Origin of the sequence: Pseudomonas sp. 22072, from assembly GCF_052046095.1 — a bacterium.
In the GTDB taxonomy this organism is placed as follows: Bacteria; Pseudomonadota; Gammaproteobacteria; order Pseudomonadales; family Pseudomonadaceae; genus Aquipseudomonas; species Aquipseudomonas paracarnis.
Genome location: NZ_JBQEQE010000007.1, coordinates 26062 through 43181, shown reverse-complemented (window position 1 = coordinate 43181; position 17120 = coordinate 26062). Strand labels below are relative to the sequence as shown.

At 61.4% G+C, this 17120-nt stretch carries 16 protein-coding genes; 13 read left to right on the top strand and 3 right to left on the bottom strand.

The features are described from left to right. Positions 1 to 235 precede the first annotated feature (235 nt). The 10 genes from ACTJLA_RS09290 (at position 236) to ACTJLA_RS09245 (ending at position 11393) form a co-directional block, all read left to right on the top strand. Positions 236 to 1330 carry an ABC transporter ATP-binding protein gene (locus tag ACTJLA_RS09290; protein ID WP_259038794.1) on the top strand — a complete coding sequence of 365 codons (1095 nt, stop codon included), beginning with the start codon at positions 236 to 238 and terminating at the stop codon, positions 1328 to 1330. Beyond that, on the top strand, positions 1330 to 2427 hold the full coding sequence (locus ACTJLA_RS09285) for an ABC transporter ATP-binding protein (protein ID WP_314546342.1): 1098 nt from the start codon (positions 1330 to 1332) through the stop codon (positions 2425 to 2427). The genes ACTJLA_RS09290 and ACTJLA_RS09285 overlap by 1 nt, the downstream gene beginning before the upstream one ends. After that, a complete protein-coding gene (locus ACTJLA_RS09280) occupies positions 2424 to 3290 on the top strand; it encodes a carbohydrate ABC transporter permease (protein WP_003192014.1) in 867 nt (288 codons plus the stop codon). The genes ACTJLA_RS09285 and ACTJLA_RS09280 overlap by 4 nt, the downstream gene beginning before the upstream one ends. A gap of 10 nt (positions 3291 to 3300) precedes the next feature. Further along, on the top strand, positions 3301 to 4101 hold the full coding sequence (locus ACTJLA_RS09275; RefSeq protein WP_003192012.1) for a carbohydrate ABC transporter permease: 801 nt from the start codon (positions 3301 to 3303) through the stop codon (positions 4099 to 4101). Between the two features lie 11 nt (positions 4102 to 4112). Beyond that, positions 4113 to 4385, top strand: a complete 273-nt coding sequence (locus ACTJLA_RS09270) for a DUF2160 domain-containing protein (protein WP_014718862.1) — start codon at positions 4113 to 4115, stop codon at positions 4383 to 4385. A 179-nt stretch (positions 4386 to 4564) separates the two neighbouring features. Beyond that, the gene (locus ACTJLA_RS09265) at positions 4565 to 6307 is read left to right on the top strand and encodes an ABC transporter substrate-binding protein (RefSeq protein WP_003192009.1); all 1743 of its coding nucleotides are present in this window, start codon (positions 4565 to 4567) and stop codon (positions 6305 to 6307) included. Between the two features lie 295 nt (positions 6308 to 6602). Beyond that, a complete protein-coding gene (locus ACTJLA_RS09260; RefSeq protein ID WP_060766990.1) occupies positions 6603 to 7982 on the top strand; it encodes an iron-containing redox enzyme family protein in 1380 nt (459 codons plus the stop codon). Positions 7983 to 7993: 11 nt separating this feature from the next. Continuing rightward, complete coding sequence (locus ACTJLA_RS09255; protein ID WP_054898269.1) at positions 7994 to 8938, top strand: methyltransferase; 945 nt, start codon at positions 7994 to 7996, stop codon at positions 8936 to 8938. A gap of 7 nt (positions 8939 to 8945) precedes the next feature. Further along, positions 8946 to 10064, top strand: a complete 1119-nt coding sequence (locus ACTJLA_RS09250) for a carboxylate-amine ligase (protein ID WP_314546357.1) — start codon at positions 8946 to 8948, stop codon at positions 10062 to 10064. A gap of 84 nt (positions 10065 to 10148) precedes the next feature. Continuing rightward, positions 10149 to 11393 carry a zinc-dependent alcohol dehydrogenase gene (locus ACTJLA_RS09245; RefSeq protein ID WP_314546358.1) on the top strand — a complete coding sequence of 415 codons (1245 nt, stop codon included), beginning with the start codon at positions 10149 to 10151 and terminating at the stop codon, positions 11391 to 11393. Between the two features lie 206 nt (positions 11394 to 11599). On the opposite strand, the gene ACTJLA_RS09240 is transcribed toward ACTJLA_RS09245, so the two are convergent. Both ACTJLA_RS09240 and ACTJLA_RS09235 read right to left on the bottom strand, forming a co-directional pair. Then, the gene (locus tag ACTJLA_RS09240; RefSeq protein WP_089042321.1) at positions 11600 to 12031 is read right to left on the bottom strand and encodes a hypothetical protein; all 432 of its coding nucleotides are present in this window, start codon (positions 12029 to 12031) and stop codon (positions 11600 to 11602) included. Between the two features lie 92 nt (positions 12032 to 12123). Beyond that, positions 12124 to 12912: an AraC family transcriptional regulator gene (locus ACTJLA_RS09235; protein ID WP_032896737.1), complete on the bottom strand. Its 789-nt coding sequence runs from the start codon at positions 12910 to 12912 to the stop codon at positions 12124 to 12126. An 85-nt stretch (positions 12913 to 12997) separates the two neighbouring features. Between ACTJLA_RS09235 and ACTJLA_RS09230 the strand changes: the two genes are divergently transcribed. The 3 genes from ACTJLA_RS09230 to ACTJLA_RS09220 all read left to right on the top strand — a co-directional run bounded on the left by ACTJLA_RS09230 (position 12998) and on the right by ACTJLA_RS09220 (position 15749). Beyond that, positions 12998 to 13996: a bile acid:sodium symporter family protein gene (locus ACTJLA_RS09230; RefSeq protein ID WP_314546363.1), complete on the top strand. Its 999-nt coding sequence runs from the start codon at positions 12998 to 13000 to the stop codon at positions 13994 to 13996. Between the two features lie 87 nt (positions 13997 to 14083). Beyond that, positions 14084 to 14446, top strand: a complete 363-nt coding sequence (locus tag ACTJLA_RS09225) for a type 1 fimbrial protein (protein ID WP_034127749.1) — start codon at positions 14084 to 14086, stop codon at positions 14444 to 14446. A gap of 112 nt (positions 14447 to 14558) precedes the next feature. Beyond that, complete coding sequence (locus ACTJLA_RS09220; protein ID WP_047711121.1) at positions 14559 to 15749, top strand: sugar transporter; 1191 nt, start codon at positions 14559 to 14561, stop codon at positions 15747 to 15749. A 169-nt stretch (positions 15750 to 15918) separates the two neighbouring features. Here the strand turns inward: ACTJLA_RS09220 and ACTJLA_RS09215 are convergent, their stop codons facing one another. Continuing rightward, positions 15919 to 17118, bottom strand: a complete 1200-nt coding sequence (locus ACTJLA_RS09215) for an NAD(P)/FAD-dependent oxidoreductase (protein WP_314546371.1) — start codon at positions 17116 to 17118, stop codon at positions 15919 to 15921. Positions 17119 to 17120: the final 2 nt, after the last annotated feature.

Genomic DNA, 17120 nt, shown 5'->3' with positions numbered 1-17120 from the left:
TGATGCACCGCCATCGCGGGCAAGCCCGCTCCCACATTTGATCTTCGTCGCGCATAAAGTGTTGTTCACAACTGTTCATTGTCAACCCCGGCAGTGTTCAGTTGTTCAGCCGGATTGTTCACGCCTGAACATCATGATTCACCCATCTCCTTACACATCAAGCGCTTGCGGTTTTGGCACGAAACTCGCTCTGACAACGCACCAGATTCATTCCAATAATAAAAAAGGTCGTGTCATGTCATTGACCCTGGAACATGTCTCCCGCGTTGTCGACGGCCAAACCTGGATCGACGACGCCAACCTGCGGTTCGAAGCCGGTTCTTTCAACGTCCTGCTCGGTCGCACCCTGTCCGGCAAGACCAGCCTGATGCGCTTGATGGCCGGCCTGGACAAGCCCGACAGCGGTCGCATCCTGATGAACGGCGTGGATGTCACGCAAAAGCCGGTACGGCTGCGCAATGTGTCGATGGTCTACCAGCAGTTCATCAACTACCCGACCATGACCGTGTTCGAGAACATCGCCTCGCCGTTGCGCCAGGCCGGTGTGTCCCAGGAGGTGATCCAGAGCAAGGTGCTGGAAACCGCCAAGATGCTGCGCATCGAGAAATTCCTGCAGCGCCACCCCCTGGAATTGTCCGGTGGCCAGCAGCAACGCACCGCCATGGCCCGCGCCTTGGTGAAAGACGCCGAACTGATTCTGTTCGATGAGCCGCTGGTCAACCTGGACTACAAACTGCGCGAAGAGCTGCGCCAGGAAATGCGCGAACTGTTCAAGGCGCGCCACACCATCGCGATATATGCCACCACCGAGCCCAACGAAGCCCTGGCCTTGGGCGGCACCACCACCATTCTTCACGAGGGGCGGGTAATCCAGAGCGGCAAGGCCGCCGAGGTCTACCATCAGCCGCAAACGGTCCTCGCCGCTGAGCTGTTCTCCGAGCCGCCGATCAACCTGATGCCAGGGCGCATCAGCGGCAACGAAGTGAGCTTCGCCAATTACGTGCATTTCCCACTCAATGTTGACCTGCGTCCTATCGGCGAAGGCGAATTCCGCTTTGGCGTGCGTCCCAGCCATATCAGCCTGGTGCCCAGCAACGATGATGACCTGGAGCTGGCGGTGACCGTGGAAGTCGCCGAAATCAGCGGCTCGGAAACCTTCCTGCATGTGCGCAGTGAGCATTTCCTGCTGGTGCTGCACCTGCCGGGGGTGCATGAATACGATGTCGACGCGCCGATCCGCGTGTATATCCCCACCCATAAACTGTTTGTGTTCGATGGTCAGGGCCGCTTGGTCCAGGCCCCCGGGCGCCGTGTCGCGAGGGTTGCCTGATGGCCGAGATCCATTTGCGCAACCTGGCCCATAGCTACAGCCCTACGCCTACAGGGCCAGAAGACTACGCCATTCGGGAAATGAATCATGTGTGGGAGCAGGGCGGTGCCTACGCCTTGCTCGGGCCGTCGGGCTGCGGCAAGTCCACGCTGCTCAATATCATTTCCGGCCTGCTCAGCCCGTCCGAAGGCCAGGTGCTGTTCGATACCCAAGTCGTCAACGACTTGACCCCGGAAAAGCGCAATATCGCCCAGGTGTTCCAGTTTCCGGTGGTGTACGACACCATGACGGTGTTCGACAACCTGGCGTTCCCGCTGCGCAACCAGGGCATGGCCGAAGCGAAAATTCACAGCAAGGTGCAGGAGATCGCCGAAGTCCTCGACTTGCAAAACCTGCTGAGCAAAAAAGCCCGTAACCTCACCGCCGACGAAAAACAGAAAGTCTCCATGGGCCGTGGCCTGGTACGCGATGACGTGTCGGCGATCCTGTTCGACGAGCCGCTGACGGTGATCGACCCGCACCTGAAGTGGAAACTGCGGCGCAAGCTCAAGCAGATTCACGAGCAGTTCAATATCACCATGGTCTACGTTACCCACGATCAACTGGAGGCCTCCACGTTCGCCGACAAGATCGCGGTGATGTACGGCGGGCAGATCGTGCAGTTCGGTACGCCGCGTGAATTGTTCGAGCGGCCCAGCCACACCTTTGTCGGTTACTTCATCGGTAGCCCTGGGATGAATCTGATCGAGGTGCAGGCCAAGGCTGGCGGTGTAGGGTTCGCCAATACCCTGTTGCCGCTGTCCGAAGCGATGCAGCAACGTCTCGACACCACCGACTACAAAAAGCTCCAGGTCGGCATTCGTCCGGAATTTATCCACGTGTGGGACGAGTACAACCCTGACGCCCTGCAAGCCGACGTCGTACATGTGGAGGACCTGGGCACCTACAAGATCATGACCCTCAACCTCGACGGCGCCACCCTCAAGGTGCGCCTGGCCGAGGACAAGCCGGTGCCGGAAGGCAAGGCCTCCATCAGCTTCCCGACGCAATGGCTGATGCTCTACGCCGACGATTACCTGCTGGAGGTGGCGCCATGAACAAAGTGCAGAACAACAAGGCCTGGTGGCTGGTGTTGCCGGTGTTCCTGCTGGTGGCGTTCAGTGCGGTGATCCCGATGATGACCGTGGTCAACTATTCGGTGCAGGACATTTTCGACCAATCCAGCCGCTATTTCGTCGGGGCCGACTGGTACAAGCAGGTGCTGCTCGACCCACGCCTGCACGACTCGCTGCTGCGCCAGTTCATCTACTCGGCCTGCGTGCTGTTGATCGAGATCCCGCTGGGCATCGCCATCGCCCTGACCATGCCCACCAAGGGCCGCTGGTCCTCGCTGGTGCTGATCATCCTTGCCATTCCCTTGCTGATTCCGTGGAACGTGGTCGGCACTATCTGGCAGATTTTTGGCCGTGCCGACATCGGCCTGCTGGGCTCGACCCTCAACGCCCTGGGCATCAGCTACAACTACGCTGCCAACACCATGGACGCCTGGGTCACCGTACTGGTCATGGATGTGTGGCATTGGACCTCGCTGGTAGCACTGCTGTGCTACTCAGGTTTAAGGGCCATTCCGGACGTGTACTACCAGGCTGCGCGGATTGATCGTGCATCGGCCTGGGCGGTGTTCCGACATATCCAGTTGCCGAAGATGAAAAGCGTGCTGCTGATCGCGGTGATGTTGCGTTTCATGGACAGCTTCATGATCTACACCGAACCTTTCGTGCTCACCGGCGGCGGGCCGGGTAATGCCACCACCTTCCTGAGTCAGACGCTTACCCAGATGGCCGTCGGCCAATTCGACCTGGGCCCGGCGGCGGCGTTTTCCCTGGTGTACTTCCTGATCATCCTGTTGGTGTCCTGGCTGTTCTACACCGCCATGACCCATTCCGACGCCAACCGCTGAGGCCGCCAACATGAGCAAGCGCAAGCTGATTCCACTACTCGTTTACATCCTGTTCCTGCTGGTGCCGATTTACTGGCTGCTGAACATGTCCTTCAAGAGCAACACCGAAATCCTCGGCGGCCTGACCCTGTTTCCGCAGGATTTCACCCTGGCCAACTACAAGGTGATCTTCACCGACCCGAGCTGGTACACCGGCTACCTCAACTCGCTGTACTACGTGAGCCTGAACACGGTGATCTCCCTGAGCGTGGCGCTGCCGGCGGCCTATGCGTTCTCGCGCTACCGCTTCCTGGGTGACAAGCACCTGTTCTTCTGGCTGCTCACCAACCGTATGGCGCCCCCGGCAGTGTTCCTGCTGCCGTTCTTCCAGCTGTATTCATCCATTGGCCTGTTCGACACGCACATCGCCGTGGCGCTGGCCCATTGCCTGTTCAACGTGCCCTTGGCGGTATGGATCCTGGAAGGCTTCATGTCCGGCGTACCCAAGGAAATCGACGAAACCGCCTACATCGACGGCTATAGTTTTCCCAAGTTCTTCGTGAAGATTTTTATCCCGCTGATCGGCTCCGGTATCGGCGTCACGGCGTTTTTCTGTTTCATGTTTTCCTGGGTAGAACTGCTGCTGGCGCGCACGCTCACCTCGGTCAACGCCAAACCCATCGCAGCGGTAATGACCCGTACGGTGTCGGCTTCCGGCATTGATTGGGGCGTGCTGGCAGCGGCGGGGGTGTTGACCATCCTGCCGGGCATGCTGGTGATCTGGTTTGTTCGCAACCACGTGGCCAAGGGCTTTGCCTTGGGCCGGGTCTAGAGGAGTCGATGATGGAATGGATGGCCTGGACCACCCCCACTGCGCTGTTCTTTGGCGGCATTGCCCTGATTCTGGCGGGCATGACCACTTGGGAATTACGTTCGCCGAGTATCCCGCGGCGCGGTTTGCTGCCGATCAGCACCACCCGTGGCGATCGCTTGTTTATCGGTCTTCTCGGCAGCGCTTACCTGCATTTGCTGGTGATCGGCGTTACCGACTGGAGCATCTGGGTGGCGTCCGCGCTCTCCCTGGTATGGCTGTTGAGTGTGATGCGTTGGGGCTAGCTGTGCACGGGCTTGTGTGGCGAGGGAGCTTGCTCCCGCTGGAGTGCGCAGCACTCCCAAACCGATAATCGACTCGGATATCTATTTTGGGGCCGCTTCGCAGCCCAGCGGGAGCAAGCTCCCTCGCCACAGCAAGCTCGCTCCTGCAAGCCCCGTTTGAAATTAACCTGGAGGTCTCTATGTTGAATAAAAACAATAAGCTGCGACATAGCATTTCATTGGCCGCCGTACTGGCCCTCAGTGGTTTGAGCGCTTCGGCCTGGGCTGATGCGTATGAAGATGCCGCGAAAAAATGGATCGGCAGCGAGTTCAAACCCTCGACCCTTACCGAAGCCCAGCAGTTGGAGGAGTTGAAGTGGTTTATCAAGGCGTCGGAGCCGTTCCGTGGGATGAAGATCAACGTGGTGTCGGAAACCCTCACCACCCATGAATACGAATCCAAGGTGCTGGCCAAGGCCTTCAGTGAAATCACCGGCATCAAGCTGACCCACGACCTGCTGCAGGAAGGCGACGTGGTGGAGAAGCTGCAAACCCAGATGCAGTCCGACAAGAACATCTATGACGGCTGGGTCAACGATTCCGACTTGATCGGTACGCACTTTCGCTACGGCAAGACCGAATCCATCACCGACCTGATGGCCAACGAAGGCAAGGATTTCACCTCGCCCACCCTGGACCTCAAGGACTTTATCGGCCTATCTTTCACCACCGCGCCGGACGGCAAGATCTACCAGTTGCCCGACCAGCAGTTCGCCAACCTCTACTGGTTCCGCGCCGACTGGTTCGAGCGGCCGGAGCTGAAGGCCAAGTTCAAGGAGAAATACGGCTACGACCTTGGCGTGCCGGTGAACTGGTCGGCTTATGAAGACATCGCCAAGTTCTTCAGCGAAGACGTCAAGGAAATCGACGGCAAGCGCATTTATGGGCACATGGACTACGGCAAGAAAGACCCGTCCCTGGGCTGGCGTTTCACCGATGCCTGGTTCTCCATGGCCGGCGGCGGCGACAAAGGCTTGCCCAACGGTTTGCCGGTGGACGAGTGGGGCATCCGTGTAGAGGACTGCCACCCGGTGGGCTCCAGCGTCACCCGCGGCGGCGACACCAACGGCCCGGCGGCAGTATTCGCCACGCAGAAATACGTTGACTGGATGAAAGCCTACGCGCCACCGGAAGCGGCGGGCATGACCTTCTCCGAATCCGGCCCGGTGCCGTCCCAGGGCAACATCGCCCAGCAGATCTTCTGGTACACCGCGTTTACCGCCGACATGGTCAAACCGGGCCTGCCGGTGGTGAATGCCGACGGTACGCCGAAATGGCGCATGGCACCGTCCCCAGTCGGGCCGTATTGGGAAAAGGGCATGAAGAAGGGCTATCAGGACGTAGGTTCCTGGACCTTCCTCAAGTCCACGCCCGAAAAGCAGAAACTCGCGGCCTGGCTCTACGCGCAATTCGTGACCTCAAAAACGGTGTCGCTGAAGAAAACCATCGTTGGCCTGACGCCGATTCGTGAGTCCGATATCAACTCCCAGGCCATGACCGACATGGCGCCCAAACTCGGGGGGCTGGTGGAGTTCTACCGCAGCCCGGCCCGCACCGAGTGGTCCCCGACGGGCACCAACGTGCCGGACTACCCGCGCCTGGCGCAACTGTGGTGGAGCAATATCGCCGCAGCGGCCAGCGGCGAGAAGACCCCGCAACAGGCGCTGGACAACCTGGCCAAGGAGCAGGATGCGATCATGACGCGCCTGGAACGCTCCAAGGTGCAACCGGTGTGCGGCCCGAAAATGAACCCCGAGCGTGACGCGCAATACTGGTTCGACCAGCCGGGTGCACCGAAGCCGAAACTGGCCAACGAAAAGCCCAAGGGCGAAACCGTGAACTACAACGACCTGCTCAAGCAGTGGGAGGCGGCGCGTAAGTAACAGCGCCATCTCAACCCCTGTAGGAGCGAGCTTGCTCGCGAAGAACTCACCGACGCCGCGTTTATTCAGGAAGCACGCGTTATCGTTGACGTTTTTCGCGAGCAAGCTCGCTCCTACAGGCATTTTTTGGTTTTGTGAGCCCTGACAAACGACCGCTTATCCCTCCCAACCCAACCTCATTTGAATTTTCCGCACGCCCCGAGGCTCTGCATTTTAGAAGCGCGTGATGTTGAGCGCTCTTGCGGGGCCACCTTGTGGGAGGCCCGTTGTAACGGACTTTGCGGAAACTGCCATCATGACACTCCTTACAGCGCTGTCTGGCCAGCCGGCCTCTCTCACCGACTCGGCCCAGGGCCGCCATCAACGGGTCTACCAACAGCTGCATGGCGAAACCCAAGACGCCACCGAACTGGCGCGTGAATACCTGCACGATCAATTGGCCCTGGTAGAGGCCACCGACTGCGACTTGCCAGAGGCCCCCGAACAGCTGCTGGCCTGGGTCGAGCAGCGCTGCGCCGAGGTGGCCCAGGCCTATGCCGACTATCTGGAACAGCGTCGAAACGGTGGGCCACGGCGGTATTTCCAGAACAAGGCCCATGCTTTGTACTTTCTGCAGTGCGTGGCGCCGACCAAACAGGTCGACGGCGCCTGGCTATACGGCTTGCTGCGCTATTGGCAAGACCAGCGCTTCGACGGCCTGCTCACCACTTACCTGGAAGAATTGGGCGACGGTGAAGCTGCGCAGAACCATGTGGTGATCTACCGCAAGTTGCTCAGCGAGCACGATGCCGACAGCGACGCCGGCCTTGAGGATGACCATTACCTGCAAGGCGCGCTGCAACTGGCGCTGGGCGTGTGCGCCGACGAGTTCCTGCCGGAGGTCATTGGCTTCAACCTGGGTTACGAGCAACTGCCGCTGCACCTGTTGATCACCGCCTATGAACTCAGTGAGCTAGGCATCGACCCTTATTACTTCACGCTGCATGTCACCATCGACAACGCCAGCAGTGGCCACGCGTGCAAAGCTGCACAATCGGTGCTGAACCTGTTGCCGCTGGGCGAGGGCAGGGCAGACTTCTATCGCCGTGTGGCGGCAGGATACCGTCTGAATGATTTGGGCCTGGGTACCACGTCTATCATCAAACAATTCAACTTGCAGGACGAGGTGGTGGCGATGCTTGAGCGCAAGCGCGCCTTCGGCCAGCACATGCATTCGGACTATTGCCGCTTTGAAGGGCAGACCGTCAACCAATGGCTGGCCCGGCCTGGGCAGATCGGCGCTTTCCTCAAGGCCCTCGAAGACAAAGGCTGGATCAAGCACAACCAGGACCCCACCAACAGTCGCTTCTGGCAATTGATCGAGGGCGCTGGCGCCGCGATGTTCGGGGTGTTCAGCGGTTATGAAAAACAACTGATCCATGACTGGATTGCGGGTGAATGGGTTGCCAGCGAACGCGTGCCGCCCGTGCGGCCGGGACGCGGCAGCCGGTTTTCCCGCGAGCAGCATCGTCCCGCGGATCCTGATACCCAGGCCCTGGCGGAGTCATTGTGCAACTTGCCCGATGTGCAGCAGCTCAATGCACTGATCCCGTGGCTGTCGGCACGCCGTCACTGCACGCCTGCCGGGCTGTATGCCACTCGCCGCTTTATCCAACTGCGTGCGCGCCTGCGCTAAGGAATGTGCCTATGTCTGCGCAACAACTGGCTGATCGTGCCTTGTTGAATTTGGGCCGGGGGTTGAAGGAGGGTGGTTATCGCTTTATCACGCCAACGCCCTTGACCCATGAGCGTGTCTATCGGCGGCTGGCGACGCCCCTGGCAATGACACTGCGCGATGTGTTCGGTTGGTCGATGCCGTTCGATCAAGGCTTGTTGCCCGAGGCCCTGCGTGAAGAATTGCAGCAAGCGGATGTGATCGAAAAGCACGGCGCGTTATGGCGCAGCGCAGTGCGATGGTCGAGCCTCGACGGGCTGCTGTTCGCCCATTCGCCTTATCCCACCGACCAGGCGGACGCGGTGTTTTTCGGCCCCGACAGCTACCGCTTTGCCCACGTGATCGAAGCCTATCTGCAACAGCGTTTCGAGCCGCTCAAGCGCGCTGTGGACATTGGCTGTGGCGCCGGCGTCGGTGCACTGGTGATTGCTAAAGCCCGGCATGACGCCCAGGTGCTGGCGGTGGATATCAACCCCCGTGCCCTGCGCATGACCGCGGTGAATGCCGAGCTGGCCGCGCTGAATAACGTCAGCGTGTACCACAGTGATGTGCTGGCCAGTGTGGAGGGCGAATTCGACCTGATCGTCGCTAACCCGCCGTACATGAAAGATGACCGCCAGCGCGCCTATCGCCATGGCGGCGGCGCCTTGGGGGAGCAGTTGTCGCTGCGCATCGTCAGTGAGTCCATCGGGCGCCTGGCCCTGGGCGGTAGCCTGTTGCTGTATACCGGGGTGGCGATGGTGGCCGGCAGCGACCCCTTCGTGGAGGCGGTCAAGCCGCTGCTGGGCAGCGACGCCTACGGCTGGACCTACCGCGAACTGGACCCGGATGTTTTCGGTGAAGAACTGGAAAAACCAGGCTATGAGCAGGTGGAGCGCATCGCCGTGGTCGCACTGACTGTCACCCGATTGCGCTGAATACCCGATGCTCACCTTTGGCATTGAAGAGGAATACTTCATCACCGACCTGCACAGCCGCCAGATGGTCGGCGAGCCCTCGGCGGCAGTGCTGGCGGCCTGTCGCGAAGCGATTGGCGCGGGCTTCTCGTTTGAGATGTTCCAGGGCCAGATCGAGGCGGCCTCTCCGGTGTTCACCTCCAGCGCCGAAGCGGCGGACTACTTCCGGGCAGTGCGCGGCAACCTGGCGCAATCCCTGGCTGAGTTCGGCCTCGGTGTGGTGTGCGCCGGCAGCCACCCCCTGGCCGATTGGCGTGAGCAGCGGCCAACCGATCAGGCGCATTTCCGGCACCTGTTCGACGATATTCAATATGTAGCGCGGCGCAGTGTGTTGTGCGGGCTGCATGTGCATGTGCAGGTGCCGCAAACGCTGGACCGTATCGCGGTGATGAACCAGGTGTCGCCGTGGTTGCCGTTGTTGCTGCTGCTCAGTTGCTCGTCCCCCTTCTGGGACGGCGCGCCCAGCGGCTTCATGAGCTACCGCCAGGCCGCGTGCGACGAGTGGCCCCGCATGGGCGTGCCGGAACACTTCAGCGATTGGGCCGAGTACCAGCGCTACCTGGCCATGTTACAGCGCATCGGCGCGATCAAGGCCGATGGCAATGGCTGGTGGGGAATCCGCCCAGCGGCACGCTATCCCACCCTTGAACTGCGCATGACCGACGCCTGCCCACGGCTGGCGGATGCCTTGGCCCTCGCCACGCTGTTTCGGGTAATGGTCGCCCATGCCTGCGCGATGCAGCGCCCTGGCGCCAGGTTCAGTGCCGAGGCGCGCTGGCTGCTCAAGGAAAATCGCTGGCAGGCCAAACGTTATGGTGCCGCCGGCACGTTCGCGTTAGACGACGCAGGCACCCTGGGCAGCGCTGAGCAATGGCTGCAGTGCGCCCGGCAGACCTTTGCCGCCACCGCAGAGGCCATGGGCGAGCCGCTGCTGTTCGATACCCTGCAGGCACTGCTGCGACGCGGCAACAGCGCGGCCGAGCAGTTGCGCTGGCAGGCCCAGGCCCAGGCGAGCGGCGCCGATGCGCTTGCCAGCTTGCGCCAGGTAGTCGACCTGCTGTTGGCCCAGACTCGCGGCGACCATTGATCGGGTCTTGAACGAGGTTGATGGAACACTGATGGTCTTGCTCCGCCCTTAATCAGTAACCCCTCAACGGCAGGAGCGCAGAGCATGCGAGCGATGACTTACCAGGGCGCACACAAGGTGCAGGTGGATACCGTGCCCGATCCGATCATTGAACAACCCGACGACATCATTCTGCGGGTCACCGCCACCGCGATCTGTGGCTCGGACCTGCACCTGTACCGGGGCAAGATCCCGACCGTGGAGCACGGCGATATCTTCGGCCATGAGTTCATGGGCATCGTCGAAGAAACCGGCCCGGCCGTCACCGCCGTGCAACGCGGCGACCGTGTGGTGATTCCGTTCGTGATTGCCTGTGGCGATTGCTTTTTCTGCCAGCTCCAGCAATTCGCCGCCTGCGAAACCACCAACGATGGGCGCGGCGCGATCCTGAATAAAAAAGCCATCCCACCGGGTGCCGCGCTGTTTGGCTACAGCCGCCTGTATGGCGGTATACCCGGCGGCCAGGCGGAGTGGGTGCGGGTGCCCAAGGCCAATACCGGGCCGTTCAAGGTGCCCGGCACCCTGGCGGATGAGAAGGTGCTGTTCCTCTCCGATATCCTGCCCACCGCTTGGCAGGCAGTGACCAACGCTGGCATCGACAAAGGCTCCAGCGTGGCCATCTATGGTGCCGGGCCCGTGGGCCTGCTCAGTGCGGCCTGCGCGCAGATGCTGGGTGCCGAGCAGATCTTCATGGTCGACGACCATCCGTATCGTTTGGCCTATGCGCAGAAAATGTACGGCGTGATCCCGATCAACTTCGAAGAAGACGAAGACCCGGCGGACACCATCATCCGCCAGACCGCCGGCATGCGCGGCGTCGATGGTGTGGTGGACGCGGTGGGTTTCGAGGCCAAGAGCAGCACCACGGAAACCCTGCTCACCGCGCTCAAGATCGAGGGCAGCAGCGGCAAGGCGCTGCGCCAGTGCATCGCCGCCGTACGTCGCGGTGGTGTGGTCAGCGTCGCCGGGGTGTATGCCGGGTTTATCCATGGCTTCATGTTTGGCGATGCTTTCGACAAGGGCCTGACCTTCAAGATGGGCCAGACCCATGTGCAGCGGTTCTTACCGGAGTTGTTGGAGCACATCGAGCTGGGGCATCTGCATCCGGAGGCGATCATCACTCACCGGCTGCCCCTGGAGCAGGCGGCGCGGGGGTATGAGCTGTTTGATAAAGCCGAGGAGGAATGCCGCAAGGTGATCCTGCTGCCGGGTGGGAGCGACCGGCCGCTGACCGAGCCGCTGGACGAACTGACCCCTGAGTTGCGCGTACAAAGCGTTCCCGGGTTCTAGGCCAATAACCGGAAAAATGTGGGAGCTGGTTTGCCTGCTATAGCGGTGGTTCAGTTGAATATTCAGTGACTGACACGCCGCCTTCGCGGGCAAGCCCGCTCCCACAGGGGATCTGTGCCGGACGCTGATTTTGTGGGCGATGCATGACCAATGTGGGAGCTGGTTCTTCTTTGCTTCGACAGTGGTGTTTCCCACATTAACCGGTGTCAGGCTGCGGCTTGCGGCTGGATGCGCAATTCACCTTCGACATCTTTGACCAACCCGCTGGCGACAAACAGCGGCGCCAGGCGTTTGTGCAACTGTGGCTCGACAAACTCTTTGACTGTATCCAGCGCCAACGTTCCACTGAGCGGCAGCTCGGCCTTGGTGTACGACAACCATGCCTTCTTCAACGCCATCAACACATCACTCCCCGCCGTCGAAGCGAAGCGACGGTGCACCGGCTTACCCTCGAAGGTGAAGGTGTGTTGGAACTCATAGCCGCTTTCATCGCCGCCGTTGGCCGTGCAGCGCACGCAGGTGCAAGGGCCGTCGCCGAAGGCGCTGCGCAGGTAGGCGTTGAAGTCCACCACGGGCTTGAGTGACAGGCGCTTATCAACCTCGAACAGGTCCCCGGTCATTTTTTCGTCAGTGTTCAACGTCCATTTCCTCGCAGTCGGTTGCTGTGTTTCAAAGCGCGGCACAATACCAGCCGAGCGTGGGTTTGGGGATTATTTGCGTCGTGGGAGGGTCAGCGGAAGAACTCACCGGGGGTGGAATCGAACTGCTGACGAAATGCATTGATAAAGGCTGAGGTCGATTCATAGCCACACCCCAATGCCACATCCGTCACCCGCTCGCCTTGTTCCAGGGCGGGCAGGGCGCTCAACAGGCGCAGGCGCTGGCGCCACGCGCGGAATGTCAGCCCGGTGTCACTCAGGAACACCCGACTGAGGGTCTTTTCGCTGACCCCCAGTTTGCGGCTCCACTCGCCCAAGGTGGTCTGCTGCTCGGGGTGCAGGTTCAGGCTGCGGTAGATCTGTCGCAGCCGTGGGTCGTGAGGCAGCGGCAACATCAAATCCACCTGGGGTGCGGCGGCGAGCTGATCGAGCAGTACCTGAGCCAGGCGCCCGTCCGGCCCGTCCTCGGTATATTCCACCGGCAATTGGCTGAAGTTGCGGATCAGCTCGCGTAGCAAACTGCTCACCTCCAGCACCTGGCAACGCTCGGCGGCCCACGCGGTGACGCTGCAATCGAGGTACAAGCTGCGCATCTCCGTATGGGGCGAACTGAACACACGATGGGGCATGCCGGCCGGAATCCATACGGCGCGCTGCGGTGGCGCGACGAAACGACCGACGCTGGTCTGGATCTCCAGCACCCCGGAAATCGCGTAGGACAACTGCACCCACGGGTGGCTGTGGCGTCGTGTCAGCGCCCGGTTGGGCAATGATTCAGTACGCCCGTACACCGGCCTCGGCAGGCTGGAAAGCCCAGGTACACTGCGGCGCACGGCTTTTTCATGTCCTTTAGGCGGCATTTACTGGCTCATTGGCGTTAGTCGGTAACAGATGGTTACGTTAGAGTCGTCGCGACGCTCTTGGCAACCCCTGGAAGAATTGCTTATGACCCGGCCCCGGTTTCTCCCCGACAACTTCACCCTCACCCTGATCGCCACGGTGATCCTCGCTTCACTGCTGCCCGCCAGCGGCCAGATAGCCGTGGCGTTCGGCTGGGTCACCAACCTGGCCATCGCGCTGCTGTTTTTCCTGCACGGCGCCAAGCTGTCGCGCAAGGCTATCGTCGCCGGTGCCGGCCACTGGCGTTTGCATTTGCTGGTGTTCAGCCTGACCTTCGTACTGTTTCCGTTGCTGGGCCTGGCGCTCAAGCCAGTGCTGTCGCCGTTGATCGGCAACGAGCTGTACATGGGCATGCTCTACCTCTGCGCCTTGCCGGCCACTGTGCAATCGGCGATTGCCTTTACCTCCCTGGCCCGCGGCAACATCCCGGCGGCCATCTGCAGCGCGGCGGCGTCCAGCCTGTTCGGCATCTTCCTGACGCCCCTGCTGGTAGCGCTGCTGCTCAACGTGCATGGGGATGGCGGCTCCACAGTCGATGCGATTGTCAAAATCAGCGTGCAGTTGTTGCTGCCGTTCATTGCCGGGCAGATTGCCAGCCGATGGATCGGTGGCTGGGTCGGGCGTAACAAAGCCTGGCTGAAATTCGTCGACCAGGGCTCGATTCTGCTCGTGGTCTACGGGGCTTTCAGCGAGGCGGTCAACGAAGGCATCTGGCACCAGATCCCGCTGTGGGAGTTGGGCGGCTTGGTGGTGGCCTGCTGCGTGTTGCTGGCCCTGGTGTTGGTGTCGTCTACGTTGCTGGGCAAGGCGTTTGGTTTTAACCAGGAAGACCGCATCACCATCCTGTTCTGCGGCTCGAAGAAAAGCCTGGCGACCGGCGTGCCGATGGCGCAGGTGCTGTTTGCCGGGGCGAGTATGGGGGTGTTGATTTTGCCGTTGATGCTGTTTCACCAGATCCAGTTGATGGTTTGTGCGGCGTTGGCCCAACGCTATGCCCAGCGGCCGGAGAGCATTCCTGAATTGATGGGGCAGGTCGATCCGTGATGCACCTCTCATTCGCGGGTAAATAAGCTCAAGTTAACCGGCGTGCCGACGACTTACTTCTTAACTAACCCAAGAAGGAGTGTCGGCATGAACGTTCGTCGTGTTGCGGTAATGACTGGCCTCCTGGGCCTGTGGGCAAGTACCTGCGGCGCCGCCCAGACCGTGGGGCAGGGCACCATCAGGTTCAGCGGCGCGATTGTCGAGTCAGGGTGTGCGACAAATGCGCGCAGCGGCTCGGTAATGGAACTGCGCGGTTGCGCCCAATCCAGTCGTGGCAGCCGAATCGAGGTGCGCAGTGTCGCGCCGGTGGTCAGCGTCGACGCACCCCATGTGCGGCTGGTAGCGGACACCGGCGAGGGGCGCTATTACGATCAGCGGTACGTGCTGGTAGACCGCGCCGGCAAGCTGATTCAGTCGGGCAATTACGTGATTACCATGACCTCGCCATAAACCCTGGGGCGACGATCCGCAGCAACAGCGGTGCGAGAAACCTATAGAATGCTCGGCGGCGGCGCTTGTCCTGGGTGGCCGCTTGATCACTGTCAGAGTACCGCGCCCGTCAATGAGCCTTTCAGCCGCAACCCCCCAAGCCAATTGGCAACCGGTCATCGCCCTCGCGCTGGCCGCGTTTGTGTTCAATACCACCGAATTCGTCCCCGTCGGGCTGCTCAGCGCCATTGGTGCCAGCTTTGACATGCCCGTGGCCAGCGTCGGCCTGATGCTCACCATCTACGCGTGGATTGTGTCGCTGACCTCGCTGCCGGTGATGCTGCTGACCCGCAACGTCGAACGGCGAAAATTGTTGATTGTGCTGTTCGGTCTGTTTATCGCCAGCCATATTCTCTCCAGCGTGGCCACCAGCTTCGGCTTGCTGATGGTCAGTCGGGTCGGCATTGCCCTGGCCCATGCGTTGTTCTGGTCGATCACGGCTTCGCTGGCTGTACGCCTGGCGCCAGAGGGCAAGCAGGTGCAGGCCCTTGGTTTGCTGGCCACCGGCACGTCCCTGGCGATGGTACTGGGCATTCCGTTGGGCCGTCTGTTGGGCGAGGCCATGGGCTGGCGTACCACCTTTCTGGTGATCGCCGCCTTCGCCGCCGCCCTTGTGTTCTGGCTGGCGCGCACCTTGCCGCTGCTGCCCAGCCAGAACTCCGGCTCCCTGCGCAGCCTGCCGTTGCTGTTCAAGCGCCCGGCGCTGGTGGCGCTCTATGTGCTGACCGCAATGACTGTCACTGCGCAATTCACCGCCTACAGCTACATCGAACCCTTCGTCGAAGGCGTCGCCGGCCTGGGCGGCAGTGCCGTGACCCTGATCCTGCTGGTGTTCGGTGGTGCTGGCATCATCGGCTCGTTGTTGTTCAGCCTGGTGCATCGCTTCAACCCCCACCTGTTCGTGATCGGCGCAGTGTCTATCCTCGCCGCGTGCCTGGCGCTGATGCTGCCGTTGAGCGGCGCCGAGTCTTACCTGGTGGGGCTGAGCATTTTCTGGGGCATGGCGATCATGGGGTTTGGCCTGGCCATGCAGTCCAAGGTGCTGGTGCTGGCACCGGATGCCACGGATGTGGCCATGGCGATGTTTTCCGGGATCTACAACATTGGCATCGGCGGCGGCGCGTTGATGGGCAGTTGGGTGGGCAGCCACTTCGGCTTCGCCTGGATCGGCGCGGCGGGCGGTTTGTTGGCGGGGCTGGCGTTGGTGGGGTATTGCCTGGCGATTCGGCGGTTTGGGCAGGGTGGTGCCCCGATGCCAAGCTGATCGCCCCGTATCTACCGGATAACTACAGACTAAGTGTGGGAGCCGGCTTGCCTGCGATGGCGGTGTGTCAGCCACTGCATCTGTTGCTGCACGACCGCTTTCGCAGGCAAGCCAGCTCCCACATTTGATCTTCACTGCCTTGAGCAATGCGTTCGCTTGACTGACTGTCCTACGCCACCGGGATCAACGGATCCGCCGCCGCCAACGCCACCTTTCTATCCGCTGCCGGTGGGTAGATCCACACGCTATTGATCTGCTGTTTGAGTTCCTTGGCTTCCTGGCCCACCAGCTTGAGCTGACGGTCCCAGCCTTCGGTGTACACCGCGCCCCAGGCGCCGAGGTCGAGGCAGGTCACGTATTTGGGTTGGCTGTAGGCCATGGGGGCCACGCCGATCAGATCGGCGGCGACGTTGTTGCCGGCATAGCGGCCCAGCGCGATGGCGTGCTGGCAGGACATGGCAGCGAAGTTGCCCAGCGCGTCTGTGGCGGCGTAGGCCACGTCGCCAGCGGCGAAGATGGCAGCCTGGCCCTTGACCTTGAGGTGGGCGTCCACGTGCAGGCGGCCCTGGGGATCGCGGGTGCCCTCAATCTGTTCGGTCAGCGGGTTGGCGCGAAAGCCGATGGTCCAGATCACGGTGCTCGATTCAATCCGCTGCCCATCTGCCAGGGTCACGCCACCGGCATCCACCGAGGCGACCGAGGTGTTCAGTACCCATTCAAGCCCCAGTGCCTGGCTGGCTTCGATGATCGATGGGCGTATGCCATCGCCCATCGACGCGGCAATCTGCGGCCCGCGGTCGACCACGATCACACGGATGCTGGCCGTCTCACCCAGTGCCGCACGCAGGCGCGCCGGCATTTCGGTGGCGGTCTCGATACCGGTAAAGCCGCCGCCGGCCACCACCACGGTATTGCGGGCCGGGCTGTCGGGCAGGTTTTTCAGGGCGTTGATATGGGCTTCAAGGTGCGCCGCGTCTTCGATCTGATCCACATCGAACACATGCTCGATGCCGTCCATGCCGGGGCGGTTCAAGCGGCTGCCGGCGGCCACTACCAGGCGATCGTAGGCGAGGGTGGCCGGGATGCCGGCCGCGTTGCGGTAGGTCACCTGCTTATTAGTGGCGTCGATGCTGTCGGCGGCGCCTTGCACAAAGGTCACGCCTACGGCGTCGAACAGCGCATCAAGCGGGGCCAGCATGGTATGCACATCGGGCTCGTAGAACCGCGGGCGGATACGCAGCTCCGCTTGGGGGGCGAGCAGGCTGATGTGCACATCGTTGCGGTCGTGTTTATCCAGTAGCCGAGCCGCGCTCAAGGCGCTCCACACGCCACCGAACCCGGCGCCAATGATCAGAATGTGTTGTTTCATGG